The organism is Actinokineospora sp. UV203, assembly GCF_056323665.1.
Window position 1 is genome coordinate 5689794 of record NZ_CM150484.1, and the last position, 19378, is coordinate 5709171.

Sequence of the window (19378 nt, forward strand, 5' to 3'; positions counted from 1 at the left end):
ATCGGCGGAGCATCGCGCTGAGCGACCTACCCGGTGAACGGACTTCTCGAGTCGACCGGCGGCCCCAGGTGCTCGACACTGGATGGGTGGTGCGACAGGTAAGGCTGGCGATACGCATCGAGGGTGTCGTCCAAGGCGTCGGGTTCCGCCCCTTCGTGCACGCCCTGGCCTCCCGGCTCCGGTTGGCGGGGCACGTCGGCAACGACTCCGCGGGCGTGTTCGTCGAAATCGAGGGAAGTGACCGGGCGGCGGCCGAGTTCCTGGCGTCGGTGCGGTCGCAGGCCCCACCGCTGGCGGTGATCGAGGCCGTGCACGCCGACGAGATCGAAGCCGTGGGCGGGGCCGGGTTCGACATCGTGGCGAGCCCGGCAGGTGGCGGCGCGGCGACGCTGGTGTCGGCCGACAGCGCGACCTGCGCCGATTGCCTGGCAGAGTTGGCCGATCCCGGGGACCGCCGGTACCGGTATCCGTTCATCAATTGCACCAACTGCGGGCCACGATTCACCATTGTGCGCGGTGTTCCTTACGACCGTCCATTGACGACAATGGCCGCTTTCCCGATGTGCGCCGCCTGTGCACGGCAGTATCACGACCCGGCGGACCGTCGATTCCATGCCCAACCCGTGTGCTGCCCCGCCTGCGGCCCGACGCTACGGCTGCTCGTCGACGGCCACGTTGTCCGCGACCCGCTGGAGTCCACTGTGGAGCTGCTTGGGGCGGGCGCGGTGGTCGCGGTCAAAGGGTTGGGTGGCTACCACTTGGCCGCGGACGCGGGTGACGAGACCGCGGTCGCCGCGCTGCGTGGGCGCAAGCACCGGGAGGACAAGCCGTTCGCCGTGATGGTCTCGGATGTGTCGGCCGCCCGGCGGCTCTGCGTGGTCGACGAGGTCGCGGAGCGGGCCCTCACTGGCAGGCGCAGGCCGATCGTGCTGCTGCCTCGGGTGCCGCACGCCCCGGTCGCACCGTCGGTGGCGCCCGAGAACCGGCAGCTTGGTGTGATGCTGCCCTACACGCCGCTGCACCACCTGCTGCTCGCCGGGCGGGGCAGGCCGATCGTGTTGACCAGCGGGAACGTTTCCGACGAGCCGATTGTGTTCCGCGACGAGGAGGCGGTGGCGCGGCTGTCCGGCGTCGCCGACGCGTTCCTCCTGCACGACCGCGCCATCCACATCCGCACCGACGACTCGGTGGTCCGTCCCTTCCGGGGCCGTGAACAGGTGCAGCGGCGTTCCCGCGGCTACACCCCGGAGCCGGTGGCGTTGGCGCGTCCGGCGCCTAGGCACGTGCTCGGCTGCGGCGCGGAGCTGAAGAACACCTTCTGCCTGGCCAAGGACACCCACGCGTTCCTGTCGCACCACATCGGGGACCTGGAGAACTACGAGACCCTGCGGTCCTACACCGAGGGCATCACGCACTTCCGCGCGCTGTTCGACATCGACCCGGTGCTCGTCGCCCACGACCTGCACCCGGAGTACCTGTCCACGAAGTACGCCCTCGACCTGGCCGGGGTCGAACTGGTCGGCGTCCAGCACCACCACGCGCACATCGCGTCCTGCCTGGCCGACAACCGGGAGCGCGGCCCGGTGATCGGCGTGGCCTTCGACGGCCTGGGCTACGGCACGGACGGCACGCTGTGGGGCGGCGAGTTCCTCGTGGCGGACCTGGCCGGTTTCCGCAGGCTCGGGCACCTGGCCACCGTCGCGATGCCCGGCGGCGCGGCCGCGATCCGGCAACCCTGGCGGATGGCCGCGGCCTACCTCGGCGACGAGGTGACCGACGACCTCGACGTGGTGCGGCGCAACGCACGGCGGTGGGCGGACGTGGTCGCCCTGGCAGGCTCCGGGGTGAACTCACCCAGGACGTCCAGCGCGGGCAGGCTGTTCGACGCCGCCGCGGCGATCCTGGGAGTGCGCGACACGATCAACTACGAGGGGCAGGCCGCGGTCGAGCTGGAGCAGCTCGCCGACTCGGCCGAGGACGGCGCCTACCCCGCGGAGCTCGTCGGCGGCGGCCCGATCACGGTGTCCGGTGTGGACCTGCTGCGGTCCTGTGTGGACGACCTGCGCGCCGGGGTGCCGCGCCCGGTGGTCGCGGCCCGGTTCCACAACGGGCTCGCCGCGGCCATCGCCCGAACCTGCCTGCGCCTGCGGGACACCACCGGGATCGAGGTCGTCGCGCTCTCCGGTGGCGTGTTCCAGAACCTCCTGCTGCTCGACCGCACGGTGACCCTGCTGGAGCACGCGGGCCTGCGGGTGCTCACCCATCACCGGGTCCCGACCAACGACGGCGGCATCAGCCTCGGCCAGGTCGCCGTGGCCGCCGAACTCGACCGCGGTCAGCCGCCGCCACCCTGATTCCCGGCGGAGCTGTCGTCGTCGGCGACCCCGTCGTCGTCCTCGTCGGTGCGGCCGTAGGGGCGCTGCGACTTGCCCTTGTACCCCTCGGTCTCGCTGTTGTCGGGCTGCTCCTCGGCCCCGCGGGTGGTGGAATCGCCCGCGCCGTGCGGGGAATCCGGCTCGGTGTCGGTGGAGTCCACGCCCTCCCGCTCGGCCTTGGAACTCTCGCGGCCCTCGCCGCGGCCGCCCCCCGGCCCGTCCATCGCCTTGTCGACGCCACGCCGTGCCTCGTCGCCCTCGGTGCCGATGTCGGGTGACCAGCCGTGCTGGTCGTCACCGTCGAACCGGCCTGGTTTCTCGGACATTGTCCTTCCCTTCCCTGTCGAGCCCGGATGCCAGGTGTCCGCGCAGCCAGCGGTGCCAGTCCTGGCAGCCGTCGCCGCGCGTCGCGCTGATCGGCAGCACCTCGACCCGCGGGTTCACCGTCCGGGCGTCCCGGATGAACGCGTCCACGTCGAAGTCCAGATACGGCGTGAGGTCGATCTTGTTGAGCAGCACCAGGTCCGCGGTGGCGAACATGTGCGGGTACTTCAGTGCCTTGTCCGGCCCCTCGGTGACCGAGGTGACCACCACCCGGGCGGACTCGCCGAGGTCGAACAGGGCCGGGCACACCAGGTTGCCGACGTTCTCGATGAACAGCACCGACCCGTGCGCCGGTTCCAGCTCGGCGAGCCCGCGGGCGAGCATGTCGGCGTCGAGGTGGCAGCCCGCCCCCGTGTTGATCTGCACGACGGGCGCCCCGGTGGCCTTGATCCGGTGTGCGTCGAGCATTGTCTCCTGGTCGCCCTCGATGACCGAGATCGGTAGCTCCGCGCCGATCTCGCGCACGGTGCGTTCCAGCAGCGTCGTCTTGCCCGCGCCGGGCGAGCTCATCAGGTTCAGCGCCAGGATGCCCCGCTCCCGCAGCCACCCGCGGTTGTGCTCGGCCAGGTGGTTGTTCTTCGCGAGCACGTCCTGCTCCAGCAGCACCGTGCGCGGCACCCCGTGGCCGTGCCCGTGGCCCGGGGTCTCGATCCGCACCCCGGCGTCGTCGCCGCACCCGCAGGTCGCGCACACCTCACACCACCTCCACGGACTTGATCCGCAGCTCACGGCCGGTGAGCACCTCGACGTTCGCGCTGCCGCACAGGCACAGCAGGATCGGGTCGTCCACAGTGAACTCCAGCTCGCACGAGTGGCACAGCGCCCGACCCGGCGGCCGGTCGATGTCGAGTCGAGCGCCGTCCAACGGGGTGCCCGCGCAGACCAGGTCGAAGCAGAACCGCACCGAGTCGGGCATCAACCCGCTGAGGGCGCCGATCTCCAGGCGCACCGCCGTCACCGTCGCGCCGTCCATGCGGTCGACGATCGCGTCGACCACGCTCTGGGTGATGGACAGCTCGTGCATCAGCAGATCCGGGGCAGCGGGTCGCCGACGAGCAGGTCGACGATCCTGGTTCCGCCGAACGTGGTGTTGAGCAGGACCAGACCTGGCGGGTCGGCAACCACCCGGCCGATGACCGCGGCCTGGTGCCCGAGCGGGTGCGCCCGCAGCGCGGCCAGCGCGGCGTCGGCCGACTCGGGTGCCACCACGACGACGATCCGCCCTTCGCAGGCGACGTAGAGCGGGTCGATGCCCAGCAGCTCCGACGCGCCGCGCACCTCGTCGCGCACCGGCACCGCCTTCTCGTCCACGACCACGGCGACGTCGGCGGCGCGGGCCACCTCGTTGAGGATCGTGGCCACCCCGCCGCGGGTCGCGTCGCGCAGCGCGCGCACGCCGGGCGCCGCGGCCAACAGGTCGGCCACCAGGCCGTGCACCGGGGCGGTGTCGGACACGACGTCGGCGTCGATGTCGAGTTCGCCGCGGGCCAGCATGATCGTGATTCCGTGGTCGCCGATCGACCCGGACACCAGCACCACGTCGCCGGGGCGGGCCGTGGCCACGCCGAGGCTGCCGGGCCGCTCGATCACCCCGACGCCCGCGGTGTTGATGTAGCAGCCGTCGGCCTTGCCGCGCTGCACGACCTTGGTGTCGCCGGTGACGACCTGCACGCCCGCCGCCCGCGCCGCCGCGCTCATCGACTCGACGATCCGGATCAGGTCCGCGACTGGGAACCCTTCCTCCAGGATGAACCCGGCGCTCAGGTACAGGGGCCGGGCACCGGATACCGCGAGGTCGTTGACCGTGCCGTTCACCGCGAGGTCCCCGATGTTCCCGCCGGGAAAGAACAGCGGCGAGACCACATAGGAGTCCGTGGTCAGTGCCATGCGTGCCGCGCCCACAGTGAACTCGGCGGCGTCCTCCAGGGGTTCCAGCAGCGGGTTGCGGAACGCGTCGAGGAAGACCGCCTCCACCAGCGTCTGGGTCGCCTTGCCGCCCGAGCCGTGCGACAGCGTGATCCGCTCCTCGCGGACCTTCGCCCGCCGCCTCCTGGCCTTGTCGATCCGGTCGAGGACCTGCTGCTCACGCTGGTCGACGCTCATATCCGGCTCGCCTCCCGAACCCGGGTGCGGCTGAACCGGCCGAAGTTGTAGTAGGCCGCGCACGCGCCCTCGGGGGAGACCATGCACGTCCCGATCGGGGTCTCCGGGGTGCACGCGGTGCCGAACACCTTGCACTCCCACGGTTTCAGCACGCCCTTGAGCACCTCGCCGCACTGGCACGCCTTCGGGTCGGCCACCCGCACACCGGGCAGGTCGAACGCGCGCTCCGCGTCGAAGGCGGCGTAGGCCTCGCGCACGCGCATCGCCGAGTGGGAGATGAATCCCAGGCCGCGCCACTCGAAGTACGGTCGCAGCTCCATGACCTCGCTGATCGCCCGCAGCGCCACCGGGTTGCCCTCCCACGGCACGACCCGGGAGTACTGGTTCTCCACTTCCGAGCGCCCCTGCCGCAGCTGCCGCATGAGCATGTAGATCGACTGCAGGATGTCCAGCGGCTCGAACCCGGCCACCACCACCGGTTTGCCGTACTGCCCGGCGATGAACTCATAAGGCATGCACCCGATGACCGTGGACACGTGCCCGGGTCCGATGAACCCGTCGAGACGCAGGTCGGGGGAGTCGAGGATGGCCTTGATCGCCGGCACGATGGTGACGTGGTTGCAGAAGACGGAGAAGTTCTCGATGCCGTCCTCCGCGGCCCGCAGCACGGTCATCGCCGTCGACGGCGCGGTGGTCTCGAACCCGATGGCCATGAACACCACCCGCATGTCCGGGTTCTGCCGGGCGATCTTGAGCGAGTCCAGCGGCGAGTACACCATGCGGATGTTGGTGCCCTCGGCGTTGGAGTCGAAGAACGTGCCGCCGCTGCCAGGAACCCGCATCATGTCGCCGAAGGAGGTCATCAGCACGCCGGGTTGGCGGGCGATGTGGATGGCGTCGTCGACCCGGCCCATCGGGATCACGCACACCGGGCAACCCGGGCCGTGCACGAGCGTGATGCTCTCCGGCAGGTAGTCCTCCAGTCCGTGCTTGTAGATCGTGTGGGTGTGCCCGCCGCACACCTCCATGAACTTGTACTGCCTGCCGGGCTCGCACAGACTGGTGATCTTGGCCGCGAGCGCGCGGGCCTTCTCCGCGTCGCGGAACTCGTCGACGAACCGCATGGTGTCCGCTCCTAGTCGATTCGGGAGTCGCGCAGCGCGGCCAGTTCGTCCTCGTAGGCCTTGCCGATGCTCTCCAGGAACTCCATGGCGGCCTTGGCCTCGCCCTCATCGATCTTCGACAGCGCGAAGCCGACGTGGATGAGGATCCAGTCACCGGGGACCGGCGGGTCGTCGGCGAGCAGGCCCACGTTGATGGCCCGCTTCACCCCGCAGACCGCCACCTTCGCCAGATCGGGCCGGGCCTGGTCGATCTCGATGACCTCACCGGGGATGCCCAGACACATGCCGTCGCCTCACATCCGGCTCATGCGCACGTAGCGCCGCACGTCGGGGGCGATGGCCCGGGCGACGAACGCGCCAAGGCCGAGCACACCCACGATGATCATGATTCGCTTCACCGCATCACACCTCCGTTGTCGTGACTTGTGGTCTCGCACAGGCGTCCCAGGCCAGCTCGGTCGCCAGCTGCGCGGCGATGGGCACCGCCGCGGCCACCTGCGCGCTCAGCCCGATGTGCTCCTCGGTGGCGGCGGGCTCGCAGCCAAGGACCAGCACCCGCCCCGGCTGCCCGCCGAGCAGGTCGAGCAGCCCGAGCACCGCCCGCGGGTCCATCCCGTGCGCGTCGAGCACGGCCGGGTCGGCGGGGCCCTCGGTGTCGGCCTCGATGACATAGATGGTCCCCGGCTCCCCACCGCGCGCGGTGGCGTCGACCAGGATCGTGGTGTCGTAGCCGCCGAGCAGGTCGTAGGCCAGGTGCATGCCTCGGATGCCGTAGTCGGCCACCTTCGCGCCCTCGGGCAGCCGCGCCGGGTCGACGTGGGCGACGACCTCGACACCGAAGCCGTCGTCGCCGAGGAAGATGTTGCCGATACCCGCGATCAGCACGCTCATGCGGCCACCTCCCAAGGTCGGTGGCTCCACTCGCGAAGGCACTGTGACATTGATTCGCTCGCAAGCTCGCTCATGCGACCACCTCCCAAGGTCGGTGGCTCCACTCGCGAAGGCACTGTGACAATGATTCGCGCGCAAGCTCGCTCATGGCCGCTCCACCGGTTCGATCTCGTCGGGGGAGAAGTAGCGGAACCGGCCGTGCAGGCCGTGCAGCTCGGCTGCCGGGTCGTCGTCCACGGTCACCGCGACGTGCGTGTCGCCGTCCACATCGGACAGCACGGCCCGCACGGTCGCGACGCGGCCGTCGAGGAACATGTCCTGGGCGTCCGCCCGCCGCAGCCCGGGGCGCAGAATCACCTTGCTGCCCGCGGCCACCGCCACCCCGGCCACCTGGACGCTGTCGGTCTCCGGGGACACCGAGGCGTCGGCGCCCGGGTCCCACCACGGGGCGTCCGGCGGCGTGATCGGTTCGGGCTCCCCGGTGACCGAGCGCAGGTAGCGGATCGTGCCGTGCAGGCGTTCGAGCAGCTCCGGCGGCATGGTGTCGACCCGGTCGAGCAGATCGCGGGCCCGCGGGTCGGTCGCCCGGGCCTGGCGCTTCTCCTCATCGGTCAGCGCCATCGTGCGCAGGGTCAGGATCTCGTCGATCTCGGTGCCGTCGAACAGCGCGCCGGGGCTCTCCGGGGCGATGCTGGGGTAGTCGTAGAGGATGATCGGCGCGGACAGCATGGCCCGCTCGTCCTCGCCGATCAGCACCGGCCAGGCGCGCTCGTTGACACACGCCTTCGCCGCGGGCGCGGCCCATTCCGGCGGGTCGACCAGCGACAGGAACCGGCCGCTGTCGACGACCAGCACCAGGTGCGCGGCGAGCAGCGCGCGGTGCAGCGCCTCTTCCCGGGTGGGGGTGTCCGATCCCCACTCGGTGGTGTTGAGTACCTGGACACGCAGTCGCACGCCGCCGAAGGGGCCGGTCAGCGGCTCGGCCCTGGCCCGCAGCAGCCCGGTCAGCGGCGAGGTGCGCCGCAGTAGCCTGCCGCCCTCCAGCGGCTCGGTCCGCTCCTCACCCGGCACCGAGAACGGAATCTCGTTGTCCTGGGCCAGCAGCTCGGCCATCGGCAGCACCGCGTCGACCTCGCGTTCCACCGCCTCGTCCCACGCGGTGTGCTCGGTCCCGTCCACCATCAGGGACTCCACATCCGCGAAGCCGCCCGCCCGGGCGACCTGCGGGATGCGGCGCTGGGCGTGCAGGAACCGCAGCCGGATGTGAACCACGGCGTGCGACCCCGGCTCCAGCAGGCACTCGGTGCGCGAGTCGGCGTGCTCGCCGGTCTCGTCCGCGGCGAACGCCGGCGGCATGAGCACCCCGAACTGCCAGCGCATCCGGTTCTTCGCCGCCGACGCCCGGTAGGGGTAGAGCAGGTACCCCTCGTAGAGGACGGCGTCGCCGACGGCCTTGGCGTGCTCCAGCGCGGTGGTCATCATGGCCGCGCCTCCCCGAGCAGCTTGTCGATCGCGGCGTCCCAGGTGGGGATGGCGTTGTCGGACCGGTAGCGCAGCAGCGCGTCGAGGGTGTCGCGGCGCAGCCGCAGCCAGCCCGACGCGGGGAAGTAGGTGTCCATCAGCCGCCGCCACACCTCGACGGGCAGCCGGTACGTCGTCTCGGTGTGCCACGGGATCTGACGCACCCAGAACCCGCGCTCGCCCTTGCCGAACACCGTGCCGGAGAACAGCAGCAGCAGCGGCACCACACCGTCCTCCAGCGCGTGGAAGTACGCCCCGGAGGCCACTTCCAGGTCGTAGGAGCACGGCACCGGCAGGTCGAACTCGGTCGACCCGGTGAAGCTGGGGACCATGGTCGAGACCTGGGTGAACTCCATCGGCTTGAGCGTCTCGCCCCACCGCGACGACTCGCCGAACAGCGGAGCCAGCAGTTCCCGCTCGTGCTCGCCATACCCGCGCCGCCGCGGCTCGATCCGAATCTGGCAGCGCAAAGCGATGGCGTGCACCGGTTCGGCGTCCACTTCCCCCACGCGCAGCCGGAACATCAGCGTCGGGCCCACCGCGTAAGGCTGGGGCGCGACGTCGAGGCAGTCGAAGCTCAGCTCAGCCACCGGCCGCCCCGATCGTCGTCGACCGGTCGCGCAGGTCGGCGAAGAACCCGTCGATCGCCGCCCACGCCTCGCTCCCGCCGTCGAAGCCCCGCCAGTGCAGCTTGACCAGCGCGACCAGCGCGTAGCAGGCGTCGATCGGGACGAGGAAGCACTCGAACCCGTCGTCGGTGCGGTTGACCAGCAGCGCCTCCACATCGTCGGCGACTGTCGCCAGCTCCGGGGCCGCGGCCAGCATCTCCGCCCACGAGTCCAGCCGCAGCAAGGACTCCGTGGCCCCGGCCGGACTCGGGTAGAACGCGGTGGTGGCCCCCGCGGTCGAGTTGGTGAAGAAGAACGCCATCCGCACCGGGATGCCCACCGACTCCCACAGCGCCTCCCCGGGCCCGAACCGCGGCACGTGCGAGTACCGGTCCGGAACCGCCCGGAATCGCCCGCCGCCCGAGCCAGGGCGGGTGAACAGCAGGTGGCACCCGCGGCAGGCGCACTGGATGGTTCGTGCCTCCAGATCGATGACGTGGGAGTGCTCCTCGGCGATCGGCTCCGTGCACAGCTCGCACCGCTCACCCGGTTCGGGCCGGGGCGGGGGCTGGAGGAAGCGGCGCAGCGGCATGGTCATCGGGCGGCCCCGGGGACCGGACACTCCAGCGCCTGCAACGGCAGCAGCTCCCGCCCGTTGGGCGCGACCTGCTCGGGGACCATGCCCTGCACGTCGATCTCACTGATCTCCGGGGCGGCATCGCGCACGGCTCGCTCGATGGCGTTCTTGACCGTGATCGTCGACGAGGGGCACCCGTCGCAGGTTCCCATGAGCCGCAGCCGGGCCACGCCGTCGTCATCGATGTCGAGCAGTTCGACGTCACCGGCGTGCGAGCCGAGATACGGCCGGACCTGTTCCAGCGCCGCCGACACCCGCTGCAGCGTGGACTCCGGGTGTAGGTCGTGCAGCACCAGCAGCCCCGCGACCAGCGGGTCACGGGACAGGGCGGCGAGCACCGGCCCGCCGCCATCGGTCTCCCGTGCGACCTGCACGATCCGGCCCAGCCCGGCGCCGTAGAACTCCAGCAGCGTGTGCACCAGCTCCTCGGCCCGCTCGCGCACCGCCGGGTCGGCGGTCACCAGCCCGGAGAGGATCTGCTCGATCCGCTCGCCGACGGCGTCGATGTCGGTGGCCATGGCCGGCTACATCGCCGAGCCGAAAGCGTGCGGGGTATGCAGCTGTTGCAGCGTCTTCCCGCCGCCCAGGTACATGTGGACACCGCACGGCAGGCACGGGTCGAAGCTGCGCACCGCCCGCATGATGTCGATGCCCTTGAACTTCTCCTGCGGGTTCTCCTCGAAGATCGGCGTGTTCTGCACCGCGTCCTCATACGGGCCAGGCGTGCCATAGACGTCGCGCACGCTGCCGTTCCACGGAGTCGGCGGGTACGGGTGGTAGTTGGCGATCTTGCCGCCGCGGATCACCATGTGGTGCGACAGCACGCCACGCACCGCCTCGGTGAACCCGACGCTCACCGCCTCGTCCGGCACGGTGAACCGCTCCCACGTCTTCGTGTTGCCCGAGCGGACCTCGGCGAGCGCCTTCTCGGTGAAGTACAGCGCCTGCGCCGCGGCGTAGGCCTGGAAGTAGGTGCGGGCCCGGTTGCGCTCGATCGCGTTGCTCCACTGCGGGATCTTCCACTCGAAGTGCGCCTCGGGTTTGGTCGCGGTGCGCGGCAGGTTGATCCGCACACTGTGGCCGGTCGACTTCACGTAGCCGGTGTCGACCAGCCCCGCGAGCGCGGTGACCCACAGCCTGGCGATCGGGCCGCCGCCGGTGTCCAGCGGCAGGTAGTCCTTGCCGTCGAACCAGCGCGGCGACATCGTCCACGAGTACTGGCTGTCGAAGTCGCGCTTGGCGGGCCGCGGGATCGTGTGCTGGTTCCACGGGTGCCGCGAGTCGACCGGGTTGCCCAGCGGGTCGTGCGTCACGAACGTCTCCTTGCCCGCCCAGTCCTCGTAGTAGGAGCTGCCGAGCAGGATGCGGATGCCCAGGTTGATGTCGACCAGGCTGGTGGTGATCAGCTTCCCGTCGACCACGATCCCGGGGGTGACGAACATCTTGCGGCCCCAGTCGGCCATGTTCTCGTAGGTGAAGTCGCAGTGGTCCGGGTCGTTGAGGCTGCCCCAGCACCCGAGCAGCACTCGGCGCCTGCCGACCTCCTCATAGCCGGGCAGCGCCTCGTAGAAGAAGTCGAACAGGTCGTCGTGCATGGGCACGACCCGCTTCATGAACTCCACATAGCGCATCAGGCGCGTGAGGTAGTCGGTGAACAGCTGGATGGTCGCGACCGTGCCCACCCCGCCCGGGTACAGCGTCGACGGGTGCACGTGCCTGCCCTCCATCAGGCAGAACATCTCCCGGGTGCTGCGGCTGACCTGCAGCGCCTCCCGGTAGAACTCGCCCTCCAGCGGGTTGAGCGAGCGCATGATGTCGCCGATGGTGCGGTACCCGTGCTCCTCGGCGTGCGGCGCCTCGGTTCGGTTGGCTTGCTCCAGCACCCCCGGGTTCGTCTCGGCGACCATCTTCTCGCAGTAGTCCACCCCGACCAGGTTCTCCTGGAAGATGTTGTGGTCGAACATGTACTCGGCCGCCTCGCCGAGGTTGATGATCCACTCGGCCAGGTGCGGCGGACGGACCCCGTAGGCCATGTTCTGGTTGTAGACCGAGCAGGTGGCGTGGTTGTCGCCGCAGATCCCGCAGATGCGGCTGGTGATGAAGTGCGCGTCGCGCGGGTCCTTGCCCTTCATGAAGATGCTGTACCCGCGGAAGACCGACGAGGTGCTGTGGCACTCCACCACGCGCTTGTTCGCCCAGTCGATCTTCGTGTAGATGCCGAGGCTGCCGACGATGCGGGTGATCGGATCCCACGCCATCTCGACCAGTTCGGACTCGCCGCTTGACTTGTGCCGTGCTGTGGCCATCGTGGGCCATCCCTTCGGTCTCGGCCTGGCTCACCACGGCGCGCGGTAGCCGGTTGTCAGTTGCTTGCCCTTCCCGCGCCACTTGGGCTCCAGGTCGACCTTCTTCGCGGTGAACGTCCGCAGCGTGCGGATGACCTTGCCGTAGGCGCCGCTGGCCACCGAGGAGATGTGGGCGCCGGGCGGCTCGTCCATGAACGGCATGAACTTGTCCGGGAAGCCAGGCATGGTGCAGCCGATGCAGATGCCGCCGACGTTCGGGCAGCCGCCGACCCCGTTGATCCACCCGCGTTTGGGCACGTTGCACTTGACGACCGGGCCCCAGCAGCCGATCTTCACCAGGCACTTCGGCGAGCCGTACTCGGTGGTGAACTGGCCCTGCTCGTAGTAGCCCGCCCGGTCGCAGCCCTCGTGCACGGTCGCGCCGAACAGCCAGGTCGGGCGCAGCTGGTCGTCGAGCGGGATCATCGGCGCCTGGCCCGCGGCCTGGTAGAGCAGATACAGCAGGGTCTCGGAGAAGTTGTCCGGGTGCGTCGGGCAGCCCGGGATGCACACGATCGGGATGCCTGCGGCCGACTTCCAGTCCCAGCCGAGGTAGTCGGGAACGCCCATCGCCCCGGTCGGGTTGCCTTCCATGGCGTGGATGCCGCCATAGGCCGCGCAGGTGCCCGCGGCGACGACGGCCAGCGCCTTGGGCGCCAACCGGTCGAGCCACTCGCTGGTGGTCATCGGCTGTCCGGTGTCGGGGTTGTTGCCGAACCCGCACCAGTAGCCCTCCTCCTTGATGGCCTCGTTCGGGATCGACCCCTCGATCACCAGGACGAACGGTTCCAGCTCACCGCGGTCGGCCTTGTAGAACCACTCGATGAACGTGTCCGCGCCCTTGTCCGGGCCGCATTCGAAATCGATCAGCGGCCAGTGCACCGCGATCTTGGGCAGGCCGGGCAGGGCGCCGAGCACGATCTCCTCGATACTCGGCTGGGTGGCGGCGGTCAGCGCGACCGAATCGCCGTCGCAGGACAGGCCCGCGTTGATCCACAGGAGATGGATGGGCTGCTCTTCTTCCGCGGCGGACCGATCGTCCGTGGTCTCGGCCGATGTGGTCACGACTGATCACCCCCGGTTGGGTTCGTGTTTGCTGCCAGCTCAGCGACCGTGAGCTCCCACAGCGCGTGATAGATGGTGGTCTGGGCTTCCTGGATGCGGTGCACGGACGGCGACGGCACGACGAACAGGTGGTCGATGGAGTCCAGCTCGGCCATCTTCCCGCCGTCGTAGCCCGCGATGCCGACGGTGAGCAGCCCGCGGCGGGCCGCCTCGTCGAACGCGCGCAGCAGGTTCGCCGAGTTGCCACTGGTGGACAACCCGACCGCGATGTCGATCGATCGGCCGAACGCGCCGATCTGCCGGGCGAACACCACGTCGAAGCCGATGTCGTTGCTCAACGCGGTCACCACGGCGATGTCGTTGGTCAGCCCGAGCGCGGGCAGCGGGCCCGCCTCCCCTGGCGGACAGAGGAACAGGCTGGCCAGGTCCTGGGCGTCGGTGGAGCTGCCGCCGTTGCCGAAGGTCAGGAGTCTGCCGCCCTGGGCGAACCGCTCGGCGATGTCCCGCGCGCACGCGAGCAGCCGCTCGCCGTCCTGGGCGAGCACCGTCCGACGAAGCTTGAGGATCTCGTGCGCCTTGTCGACGGTGGACTGGCTGACCTCGGCGAGCACGGAGTCGACATCGGACCGGTCGGCGTAGAGGAACGGGTACAGCGCCCGGACGGACTCCGGGGCCGTGGTGCGCTTACCGGTCACGCCATCACCTCCCTAGCCGGTCGGGGTTCAGTCCCTGAGCACCGCGATCGCTTCGCCCGCGTGCACCAGGACCCGGTCGCCGACGCCCGCGGTCACGAGCGCCACGCTGACCTCTTCGCGGCCCGAGCCGGTGTCGACCACGGCGAACGCGCGGTCTAGCAACTCGACGACGGTCACCTCGACGGCCAGGTCCGAGCAGGTCACGCACACGCCGTCGGTGGAGCAGTGGGAGTACTCGCTCATCACGGCACCACTCCCGGGGCCAGGACGCCGGGCTGTTCGAAGAACACGTGCACGAGTTCCCAGAGGATGTGGTAGATCGTCACGTGAATTTCCTTCACCACGAGCGGGTCCGTCGACCGGGCCACCAGGACGTGGTCGATCTCGGGGGTCCGGGCGGTGCGCCCGCCGTCGCCGCCCGTCAAGGCGATGGTCAGCAGGCCCCGGGCGTGCGCCGCTCGCAGTGCGGCCAGCACGTTCTCGTCTTCGCCGTCGGTGGACACCCCAAGGGCTATGTCCTGCGGATCGGCGAGAAAGCGGATCTGGTGGGCGAACACCTCCGCCATTCCCACCCGCGCCGCCAGGCCGGTCACCGTGGCGACGTCCGCGGTCAGCGAGATGGCGGGTAGCGCCCGCTTGCCGACGATCACCGGGTGCACGAACTCGACGGCGATGTGCTGGGCGTCCGTGCTCGGGCCCCCGTTGCCGAACACGATCAGTTTGCCCCCGCGGTGGAACCGTGCCGCCATCGCGTGGCACGTGCGGGCAATGTCCCCGGCCTGGGCGATCACATCATCGATCGGCCCCGCTCGGCGCTCGAACAAGGCGTCCAGGTCGTCCGTCGTGGGTGATGACCGCGTCATTCGCGAGTCACTTCCTCTGTGGTGGGAGCCGACCTCCCCACGATAAATGTGTGTGGGAGATCACACAATCTGGGATTGACAAGATCTGCACGCTGTCAAGGTCAAGACTGAGGGCGGTCGCGTCTCAACGGCCGGACATCCGCGTCGCTCCGTTGCTGGGACTGCGTGAACGCTGTTCTCACCGCGGCGATGCGGAATGCCTCGAGGTCCTCGCGCTGCTGGCGGGCGCGGTCTATCAGCCGATCGAGTGAACGCGAGTCGACGCGCGGATCGCCGACAGCCCGCAGCGTCCGCCAGCCCACCGCCTTGCCGTCCACACCAAGGCACAGGGTCTCCAGTTCCAGGACGTCGCTCAGCGGCGACCGGCGCAGCAGCCGCCGATTCGGTTTGATCCTGGTGAGCTTCTCGCCCAGCCAGCCCGCGACGACCTTGTAGCGGCGGACGGGCACGTCCAGCGCGGTCATGAACCGCAGCAGGTCGCGCCGGTCGTCTGCGATGTCCGCGGCGATGCGAGCGAGGGCCAGTCCCGACTCCTCTTTCGCGTGCGCCCGGGCGACTCGCCGGGATAGCCCGACGCCTGCCATCGCACCCGCCAGGTGGTCGTTGAGGTAGACCCCGAGCAGACGCGGATCCCTGGTCGTCGTGTTCACGGTCTGACCTGGGTACGCCGCGGCAAGTTCGCCATTGTCCCGCCTTGTCCTGAGTGTTCCGGTCAGGTTGGGCCGGTGATCCCATCGGTCGGCGTGGTGTGCCGGGCGCGGGTCATGCCGGTCACGAGCAGGCCGAGACCGATCATGCCCACGGCCAGGCCGAGGTGCAGCCAGTTGTCCGCGGTGTTGACGGGCACGAAGTTGGCCGCGCTGTCGTGGTCTATCACCAGGCCATAGATCCACAGCACCAGGTAGATCACACCACCGCCGATCAGGAAGGCGCGCGCGCCCGCGAGCGTGCGCGCCATGACCAGTCCGACCACGCCGAACGCCGCGTGCACCAGGTTGTGCAGGATCGAGACGTTGAACAGACCCAGCAACAGGGCCTCGGATTCGTGGCCCGCGAAGTCCAGTTGGTCGTAGTTGGTCGTGGCCCCGGGAATGAACCCGAGGATTCCGACGAGGAGGAATACCGCGGCCACTGCCGCGGCGAGCAGCTGTCCTGGGTGCCTGCGGGCGGCGACCTGGCGGGCGCCGGTGCCCTGGTGGGTCATGACCGTCTCCTTCCGTTCGCCGCGACCCGGAGCGGTGACGGTGGGCCGCGATCAGCGGATCCGAACATTCGACGGTAACTCCCGCGGTGCTCGGCCGCATCCGATGGCTGGATCGGTTCGGTAACCCTTGAAGGTGCGATCACCAAGGGGTCTGGTCTGGAGCGCGCCACCCGGTCGGTCGCTCGCGGGCCATGAGGACGCGCAGTCGGTCCAAAGCGAGGCGCACCCGGGACTTGACGGTGTTCACCGGGATGTTCAGCCGGTCGGCGAGCTCCTGGTACGGGACGCTGTGCAGGTAGGCGGCGTCGAGCAGGTCCCGTTGGTCAGAGCGCATCCGTAGGAGCGCTCGCTGGACGCGGTCGAGTTCGGCGCGGGCCTCGACGTCATCGGCGGGGTCGGAGGCAGGCTCCGCCGGGCCCAGGGCCGAGAACAACGTTTCGCGGTCGGTCGCGCCCTGTGCCTGGCGGACGCGGTCGATCGCGCGCCTGCGCGCCACTGTGGTCAGCCACGTGCGGGTGGTGCCAAGACGCGGGTCGAAATGGGCCGCGGCTCCACACCAGATCTCCAGGAACACCTCCTGGGTCACTTCCTCCGCCTGCGCCCGGTCGATCAATATGTGCCACGCGCTGTGCAGGACTGTCGAGAATTCCTCGTGATAGAGCTGCTCGAACGCGGCCGGGTCGCCGCCGGCGATCCTCGCGAGCACGTGACCACCCACGCACACTCCTGTCCACTCGGACCTTCACGGGTTCAGCAGACATTCGGTGCGAGGCGGGCATCAGCTTGGAATGGTTTCGGTGCGGCAGGCGTGGACCTGGTGGAACCCCGGGCAGGCGGGGATTTCAGGGCAGTCCGGGCTGTGGGCAGTCTACTTAGGTCGCCTGGATCGACGGCATCACTCGATGGAGTGAAATCGGTGAACCCTTCCTGCGTCGAGTCCGAATCAATGGCGGACTGATGGGTGTACCGGACTGTCGATCGGCCGCGAGGTTCCGCGGCCGCGGAAGGAGACACTGTGGGTCATCACATCGATGAACGCAGGTTCAAGGAACTCCTCGTGGAGTCTGACGACCTGCAATCGGACGCGATGAAGGTCGCGCGTCGTGACCTGGATTCCTATGTGGAGGCCGCGAAGGACGCCGCGTCGGGATCGCGCGACCCCGGCGGCATGTGGCCCGGTTGGGGGAAGGTCGCGGTCGGCGCGGGTCTCGCCGGTGCGGCGACGCTGGTGACGTCACGGTCGGCGTTCGCCGACACGGCGATGGATGTCATGGCGCTGCAGACCGCGGCGAGCCTGGAGAACCTGGCCGTCAACACCTACAAGACGGCCCTGACGCTGCCGTTCATCGGCGGCGCCGACGCCAACGCGGTGGTGAAGGCGTTCGCGACGAAGACCATGGAGCAGCACACCGAGCACGCCCAGGCGTTCAACGCCGCGGCGGAGAAGCTCGGTGGCAAAGCGCAGACCGCGCCGAACCCGAAGTACCTGACGGTGGTCGAGCAGGCGGTGCCGACGATCAAGGGCCCGGCGGACGTGGTGGGTCTGGCGATCACGCTGGAGGACATCGCCACCCAGACTTACGTCAAGAACGTCGGTCAGGTGTCCACCGGTGAGTTGCGCCAGCTGTTCGCCAGCGTGGCCGGGGTGGAATCGCAGCACAAGGCGATCCTGCTGGCCGTGCAGGCGTTGTTGGGTTCCCCGGAGCTGATCGCGCTGCCGCCGGACGCGGCGAAACTGCCCGCCGCCGCGGGCGGCGTCGGGTTCCCGGACGGGTTCTTCCCCACGGAGAAGGCGTCCCCCGTTGAGGAAGGAGCGGTCAAGTGAGCATCCGCAAGGGCAAGCGGCCCGAGATGGCCATCAGCGAGCACGAGCTGTCCTCGATGACGCGCGAGCTCGACGACATGCACAAGTCCACCTTTCCCGGCGTCGGCAAGCTGCTCGACGAGTTCTCCGCGAACCTGGCGCACATCACCCGCGCACCCGCCAGCCGACGTGGCTTCCTGCTCGGCGCGAGTGGCGCGGTGACCCTTGGGCTCGCCGCGGCCTGCGGCACCGACGACAGCCCTCAGTCCGGGCAGACCTCGGCGCCTGCGTCGAGTCCGACCGGTGGCGGCACGTACGAGGGCGACCTGAAGGTTGTCGCGCTCGCCGCCGCCCTGGAGAACCTCGCCGTCACCGCGTACACCGGCGCGCTCGACATGGCGGGCAAGGGGACGCTGGGAACGGTGCCGCCCGCGGTGGCCACGTTCGTGCAGACCGCGATGAAGCAGCACCAAGACCACGCCGCCGCCTGGAACTCGGTGTTGACCAAGGCCAACAAGCCGCCGATCTCCGACGCGCCGCTGACCATCACCGACGCCCAGGTCAAGAAGCTCGGCGAGGCCAAGTCGGTGCCCGACGTGGCGAAACTGGCACTGGACCTGGAGAACGCCGCCGCGGAGACGTACACCTTCGCCGCCGCGAACGTCACCGACGCCGGCGGGATCATGACGGCGGCGACCATCCAGCCGGTCGAGGCGATGCACGCGGCGATCCTGAACTTCGTCCTCGGGCAGTACCCCGTGCCGGTGACGTTCGTCGGGATATCCAACGCGGTCAAGCCGGACGCCCTCACGGTCAAGTAGGGGTGTGACCATGGCACAGCGGTTCGCGTCGGTCGTCGTCTCGGTCATCACGGCCGCCGCCCTGGCCGGGTGCGGCGGCGACAAGCCCCAGGACGGGCCGACCGGCGGGGACAGCAGCACCGCCCCCGCCGGCGCGTCCCCGACCGTGCAGGTCAAGCAGTTCACCTTCGGACCGAAATCGCTGACCGTGTCGGTGGGGACGAAGGTGACGTGGCGGTTCGAGGACTCAGCCAAGCACAACGTGAAGGCATCCGACGGGTCCTTCGGCTCCGAAGACCTCAGTGACGGGCAAACCTTCGAGCACACCTTCAACAAGCCGGGCACGTACGACTACATCTGTTCGCTGCACCAGTACATGACCGGCACCGTCACCGTCCAATAGCCATGTTCACCCAGACCCCGGTGCCCGGCCGACGATCACTGCGTTTCCTCGGCCGGGCGCCGGGCACCACCGCCGGGAGACACCATGTTCGGTCCGGGATTGTTCCTGCGAATCCTCACCGCGGCCGGACTCGCGGTGAGCTCCTACATCCACTTCGACCTCGCCGCCGCCTACGACGGCAACGTGGCCGACATCAGCCAGGGAACCCTGTTCCGCGTGCAAGCCTCGGTCGCCGCCCTCGCCGCGGTACTCGTCCTCCTCACCGCCCACCGTGCGGTGATCGCGTTCGCGCTGGTCGTGGCCGCGGCGTCGCTGGCGGCCGTCGTGGCGTCGGTGTACGTCGATGTCGGAGCGGTCGGCCCGTTCCCGAACATGTATGAACCGGCCTGGTACAGCGACAAGACCATCAGCGCGATCGCCGAAGCGGTGTCGACCGTCACGGCCGCCGCCTCCCTGCTCGTCTCCCGGCGTCGAACAGTTCGCGACGCGGTGGCCGACTGACGACCGGGGCAGGCTGGGCGCAGGCCCAAGTCCTGTCGACCCGCAGGGCCATCTC

General features: G+C 69.7%; 25 protein-coding genes. 5 read left to right on the forward strand and 20 right to left on the reverse strand.

All coding sequences use genetic code 11. The annotated features are described in order from the left end of the window. Positions 1-86 precede the first annotated feature (86 nt). Positions 87-2354: a carbamoyltransferase HypF gene (gene hypF, locus ACUZ2Y_RS27275; protein ID WP_476324218.1), complete on the forward strand. Its 2268-nt coding sequence runs from the start codon at positions 87-89 to the stop codon at positions 2352-2354. Here hypF and ACUZ2Y_RS27280 read toward each other — a convergent pair. From ACUZ2Y_RS27280 to ACUZ2Y_RS27375, 20 genes are all read right to left on the reverse strand, one after another. Then, entirely contained in the window at positions 2336-2701 is a 366-nt protein-coding gene (locus tag ACUZ2Y_RS27280) for a hypothetical protein (protein WP_476324220.1), read from the reverse strand. The two genes, hypF and ACUZ2Y_RS27280, sit on opposite strands and share 19 nt — an antisense overlap. Beyond that, positions 2670-3452, reverse strand: a complete 783-nt coding sequence (hypB, locus tag ACUZ2Y_RS27285; RefSeq protein WP_476324222.1) for a hydrogenase nickel incorporation protein HypB — start codon at positions 3450-3452, stop codon at positions 2670-2672. The genes ACUZ2Y_RS27280 and hypB overlap by 32 nt, the downstream gene beginning before the upstream one ends. Position 3453: 1 nt before the next feature. Continuing rightward, positions 3454-3783: a hydrogenase maturation nickel metallochaperone HypA/HybF gene (locus ACUZ2Y_RS27290; protein WP_476324224.1), complete on the reverse strand. Its 330-nt coding sequence runs from the start codon at positions 3781-3783 to the stop codon at positions 3454-3456. Next, positions 3783-4862, reverse strand: a complete 1080-nt coding sequence (gene hypE / locus ACUZ2Y_RS27295) for a hydrogenase expression/formation protein HypE (RefSeq protein WP_476324229.1) — start codon at positions 4860-4862, stop codon at positions 3783-3785. Before hypE ends, ACUZ2Y_RS27290 begins: the two co-directional genes overlap by 1 nt. Beyond that, on the reverse strand, positions 4859-5986 hold the full coding sequence (hypD, locus tag ACUZ2Y_RS27300; RefSeq protein WP_476324231.1) for a hydrogenase formation protein HypD: 1128 nt from the start codon (positions 5984-5986) through the stop codon (positions 4859-4861). Before hypD ends, hypE begins: the two co-directional genes overlap by 4 nt. Positions 5987-5997: 11 nt before the next feature. Next, positions 5998-6270, reverse strand: coding sequence for a HypC/HybG/HupF family hydrogenase formation chaperone (locus ACUZ2Y_RS27305; RefSeq protein ID WP_476324233.1), 273 nt, complete (start codon positions 6268-6270; stop codon positions 5998-6000). 9 nt (positions 6271-6279) lie between these two features. Beyond that, positions 6280-6384: a DUF6893 family small protein gene (locus ACUZ2Y_RS27310; protein ID WP_476324235.1), complete on the reverse strand. Its 105-nt coding sequence runs from the start codon at positions 6382-6384 to the stop codon at positions 6280-6282. A 4-nt stretch (positions 6385-6388) separates the two neighbouring features. Next, positions 6389-6877, reverse strand: a complete 489-nt coding sequence (locus ACUZ2Y_RS27315; protein ID WP_476324237.1) for a hydrogenase maturation protease — start codon at positions 6875-6877, stop codon at positions 6389-6391. A gap of 144 nt (positions 6878-7021) precedes the next feature. Continuing rightward, positions 7022-8356, reverse strand: a complete 1335-nt coding sequence (locus ACUZ2Y_RS27320; RefSeq protein ID WP_476332091.1) for a hypothetical protein — start codon at positions 8354-8356, stop codon at positions 7022-7024. Next, positions 8356-8988 carry a DUF6084 family protein gene (locus ACUZ2Y_RS27325; protein WP_476324239.1) on the reverse strand — a complete coding sequence of 211 codons (633 nt, stop codon included), beginning with the start codon at positions 8986-8988 and terminating at the stop codon, positions 8356-8358. The genes ACUZ2Y_RS27320 and ACUZ2Y_RS27325 overlap by 1 nt, the downstream gene beginning before the upstream one ends. Continuing rightward, positions 8981-9628 carry a DUF5947 family protein gene (locus ACUZ2Y_RS27330; RefSeq protein ID WP_476324241.1) on the reverse strand — a complete coding sequence of 216 codons (648 nt, stop codon included), beginning with the start codon at positions 9626-9628 and terminating at the stop codon, positions 8981-8983. The genes ACUZ2Y_RS27325 and ACUZ2Y_RS27330 overlap by 8 nt, the downstream gene beginning before the upstream one ends. Then, on the reverse strand, positions 9601-10161 hold the full coding sequence (locus ACUZ2Y_RS27335) for a NifU family protein (RefSeq protein WP_476324243.1): 561 nt from the start codon (positions 10159-10161) through the stop codon (positions 9601-9603). The genes ACUZ2Y_RS27330 and ACUZ2Y_RS27335 overlap by 28 nt, the downstream gene beginning before the upstream one ends. A gap of 6 nt (positions 10162-10167) precedes the next feature. Continuing rightward, positions 10168-11949 carry a nickel-dependent hydrogenase large subunit gene (locus ACUZ2Y_RS27340; RefSeq protein WP_476324245.1) on the reverse strand — a complete coding sequence of 594 codons (1782 nt, stop codon included), beginning with the start codon at positions 11947-11949 and terminating at the stop codon, positions 10168-10170. Positions 11950-11979: 30 nt separating this feature from the next. Next, positions 11980-13053, reverse strand: a complete 1074-nt coding sequence (locus tag ACUZ2Y_RS27345; RefSeq protein ID WP_476324247.1) for an NADH-quinone oxidoreductase subunit B family protein — start codon at positions 13051-13053, stop codon at positions 11980-11982. Next, a complete protein-coding gene (locus ACUZ2Y_RS27350; RefSeq protein ID WP_476324249.1) occupies positions 13050-13748 on the reverse strand; it encodes a D-sedoheptulose-7-phosphate isomerase in 699 nt (232 codons plus the stop codon). The genes ACUZ2Y_RS27345 and ACUZ2Y_RS27350 overlap by 4 nt, the downstream gene beginning before the upstream one ends. 27 nt (positions 13749-13775) lie before the next feature. Continuing rightward, a complete protein-coding gene (locus ACUZ2Y_RS27355) occupies positions 13776-13991 on the reverse strand; it encodes a HypC/HybG/HupF family hydrogenase formation chaperone (protein ID WP_476324251.1) in 216 nt (71 codons plus the stop codon). Beyond that, positions 13991-14611 (reverse strand): D-sedoheptulose-7-phosphate isomerase, encoded by a 621-nt coding sequence (locus ACUZ2Y_RS27360; RefSeq protein WP_476324253.1) that lies wholly within the window; start codon positions 14609-14611, stop codon positions 13991-13993. The genes ACUZ2Y_RS27355 and ACUZ2Y_RS27360 overlap by 1 nt, the downstream gene beginning before the upstream one ends. 101 nt (positions 14612-14712) lie before the next feature. Beyond that, positions 14713-15261 (reverse strand): hypothetical protein, encoded by a 549-nt coding sequence (locus ACUZ2Y_RS27365; RefSeq protein WP_476324255.1) that lies wholly within the window; start codon positions 15259-15261, stop codon positions 14713-14715. A gap of 62 nt (positions 15262-15323) precedes the next feature. Continuing rightward, the gene (locus tag ACUZ2Y_RS27370) at positions 15324-15815 is read right to left on the reverse strand and encodes a DUF4383 domain-containing protein (protein ID WP_476324256.1); all 492 of its coding nucleotides are present in this window, start codon (positions 15813-15815) and stop codon (positions 15324-15326) included. 139 nt (positions 15816-15954) lie between these two features. Beyond that, positions 15955-16533, reverse strand: coding sequence for a sigma-70 family RNA polymerase sigma factor (locus ACUZ2Y_RS27375; protein WP_476324258.1), 579 nt, complete (start codon positions 16531-16533; stop codon positions 15955-15957). Positions 16534-16830: 297 nt separating this feature from the next. Here ACUZ2Y_RS27375 and ACUZ2Y_RS27380 point away from each other — a divergent pair, with 297 nt between their 5' ends. The 4 genes from ACUZ2Y_RS27380 to ACUZ2Y_RS27395 all read left to right on the forward strand — a co-directional run bounded on the left by ACUZ2Y_RS27380 (position 16831) and on the right by ACUZ2Y_RS27395 (position 19323). Further along, positions 16831-17640, forward strand: a complete 810-nt coding sequence (locus ACUZ2Y_RS27380) for a ferritin-like domain-containing protein (protein ID WP_476324260.1) — start codon at positions 16831-16833, stop codon at positions 17638-17640. Further along, positions 17637-18440 carry a ferritin-like domain-containing protein gene (locus ACUZ2Y_RS27385; RefSeq protein WP_476324262.1) on the forward strand — a complete coding sequence of 268 codons (804 nt, stop codon included), beginning with the start codon at positions 17637-17639 and terminating at the stop codon, positions 18438-18440. Before ACUZ2Y_RS27380 ends, ACUZ2Y_RS27385 begins: the two co-directional genes overlap by 4 nt. Positions 18441-18450: 10 nt before the next feature. After that, complete coding sequence (locus ACUZ2Y_RS27390; protein WP_476324264.1) at positions 18451-18822, forward strand: cupredoxin domain-containing protein; 372 nt, start codon at positions 18451-18453, stop codon at positions 18820-18822. A gap of 84 nt (positions 18823-18906) precedes the next feature. Beyond that, positions 18907-19323 carry a hypothetical protein gene (locus tag ACUZ2Y_RS27395; protein WP_476324266.1) on the forward strand — a complete coding sequence of 139 codons (417 nt, stop codon included), beginning with the start codon at positions 18907-18909 and terminating at the stop codon, positions 19321-19323. Positions 19324-19378 lie beyond the last annotated feature (55 nt).

Excerpts from the sequence above, each read along its gene's own strand:
- hypE (WP_476324229.1), bottom strand. The coding sequence starts at position 4,862 with ATGAGCGTCGACCAGCGTGAGCAGCAGGTCCTCGACCGGATCGACAAG.
- ACUZ2Y_RS27370 (WP_476324256.1), bottom strand. The coding sequence starts at position 15,815 with ATGACCCACCAGGGCACCGGCGCCCGCCAGGTCGCCGCCCGCAGGCAC.
- hypD (WP_476324231.1), bottom strand. The coding sequence starts at position 5,986 with ATGCGGTTCGTCGACGAGTTCCGCGACGCGGAGAAGGCCCGCGCGCTC.
- ACUZ2Y_RS27335 (WP_476324243.1), bottom strand. The coding sequence starts at position 10,161 with ATGGCCACCGACATCGACGCCGTCGGCGAGCGGATCGAGCAGATCCTC.
- ACUZ2Y_RS27305 (WP_476324233.1), bottom strand. The coding sequence starts at position 6,270 with ATGTGTCTGGGCATCCCCGGTGAGGTCATCGAGATCGACCAGGCCCGG.
- ACUZ2Y_RS27360 (WP_476324253.1), bottom strand. The coding sequence starts at position 14,611 with ATGACGCGGTCATCACCCACGACGGACGACCTGGACGCCTTGTTCGAG.
- ACUZ2Y_RS27280 (WP_476324220.1), bottom strand. The coding sequence starts at position 2,701 with ATGTCCGAGAAACCAGGCCGGTTCGACGGTGACGACCAGCACGGCTGG.
- ACUZ2Y_RS27290 (WP_476324224.1), bottom strand. The coding sequence starts at position 3,783 with ATGCACGAGCTGTCCATCACCCAGAGCGTGGTCGACGCGATCGTCGAC.
- ACUZ2Y_RS27320 (WP_476332091.1), bottom strand. The coding sequence starts at position 8,356 with ATGACCACCGCGCTGGAGCACGCCAAGGCCGTCGGCGACGCCGTCCTC.
- ACUZ2Y_RS27340 (WP_476324245.1), bottom strand. The coding sequence starts at position 11,949 with ATGGCCACAGCACGGCACAAGTCAAGCGGCGAGTCCGAACTGGTCGAG.
- ACUZ2Y_RS27395 (WP_476324266.1), top strand. The coding sequence starts at position 18,907 with ATGTTCGGTCCGGGATTGTTCCTGCGAATCCTCACCGCGGCCGGACTC.
- ACUZ2Y_RS27315 (WP_476324237.1), bottom strand. The coding sequence starts at position 6,877 with ATGAGCGTGCTGATCGCGGGTATCGGCAACATCTTCCTCGGCGACGAC.
- ACUZ2Y_RS27355 (WP_476324251.1), bottom strand. The coding sequence starts at position 13,991 with ATGAGCGAGTACTCCCACTGCTCCACCGACGGCGTGTGCGTGACCTGC.
- ACUZ2Y_RS27390 (WP_476324264.1), top strand. The coding sequence starts at position 18,451 with ATGGCACAGCGGTTCGCGTCGGTCGTCGTCTCGGTCATCACGGCCGCC.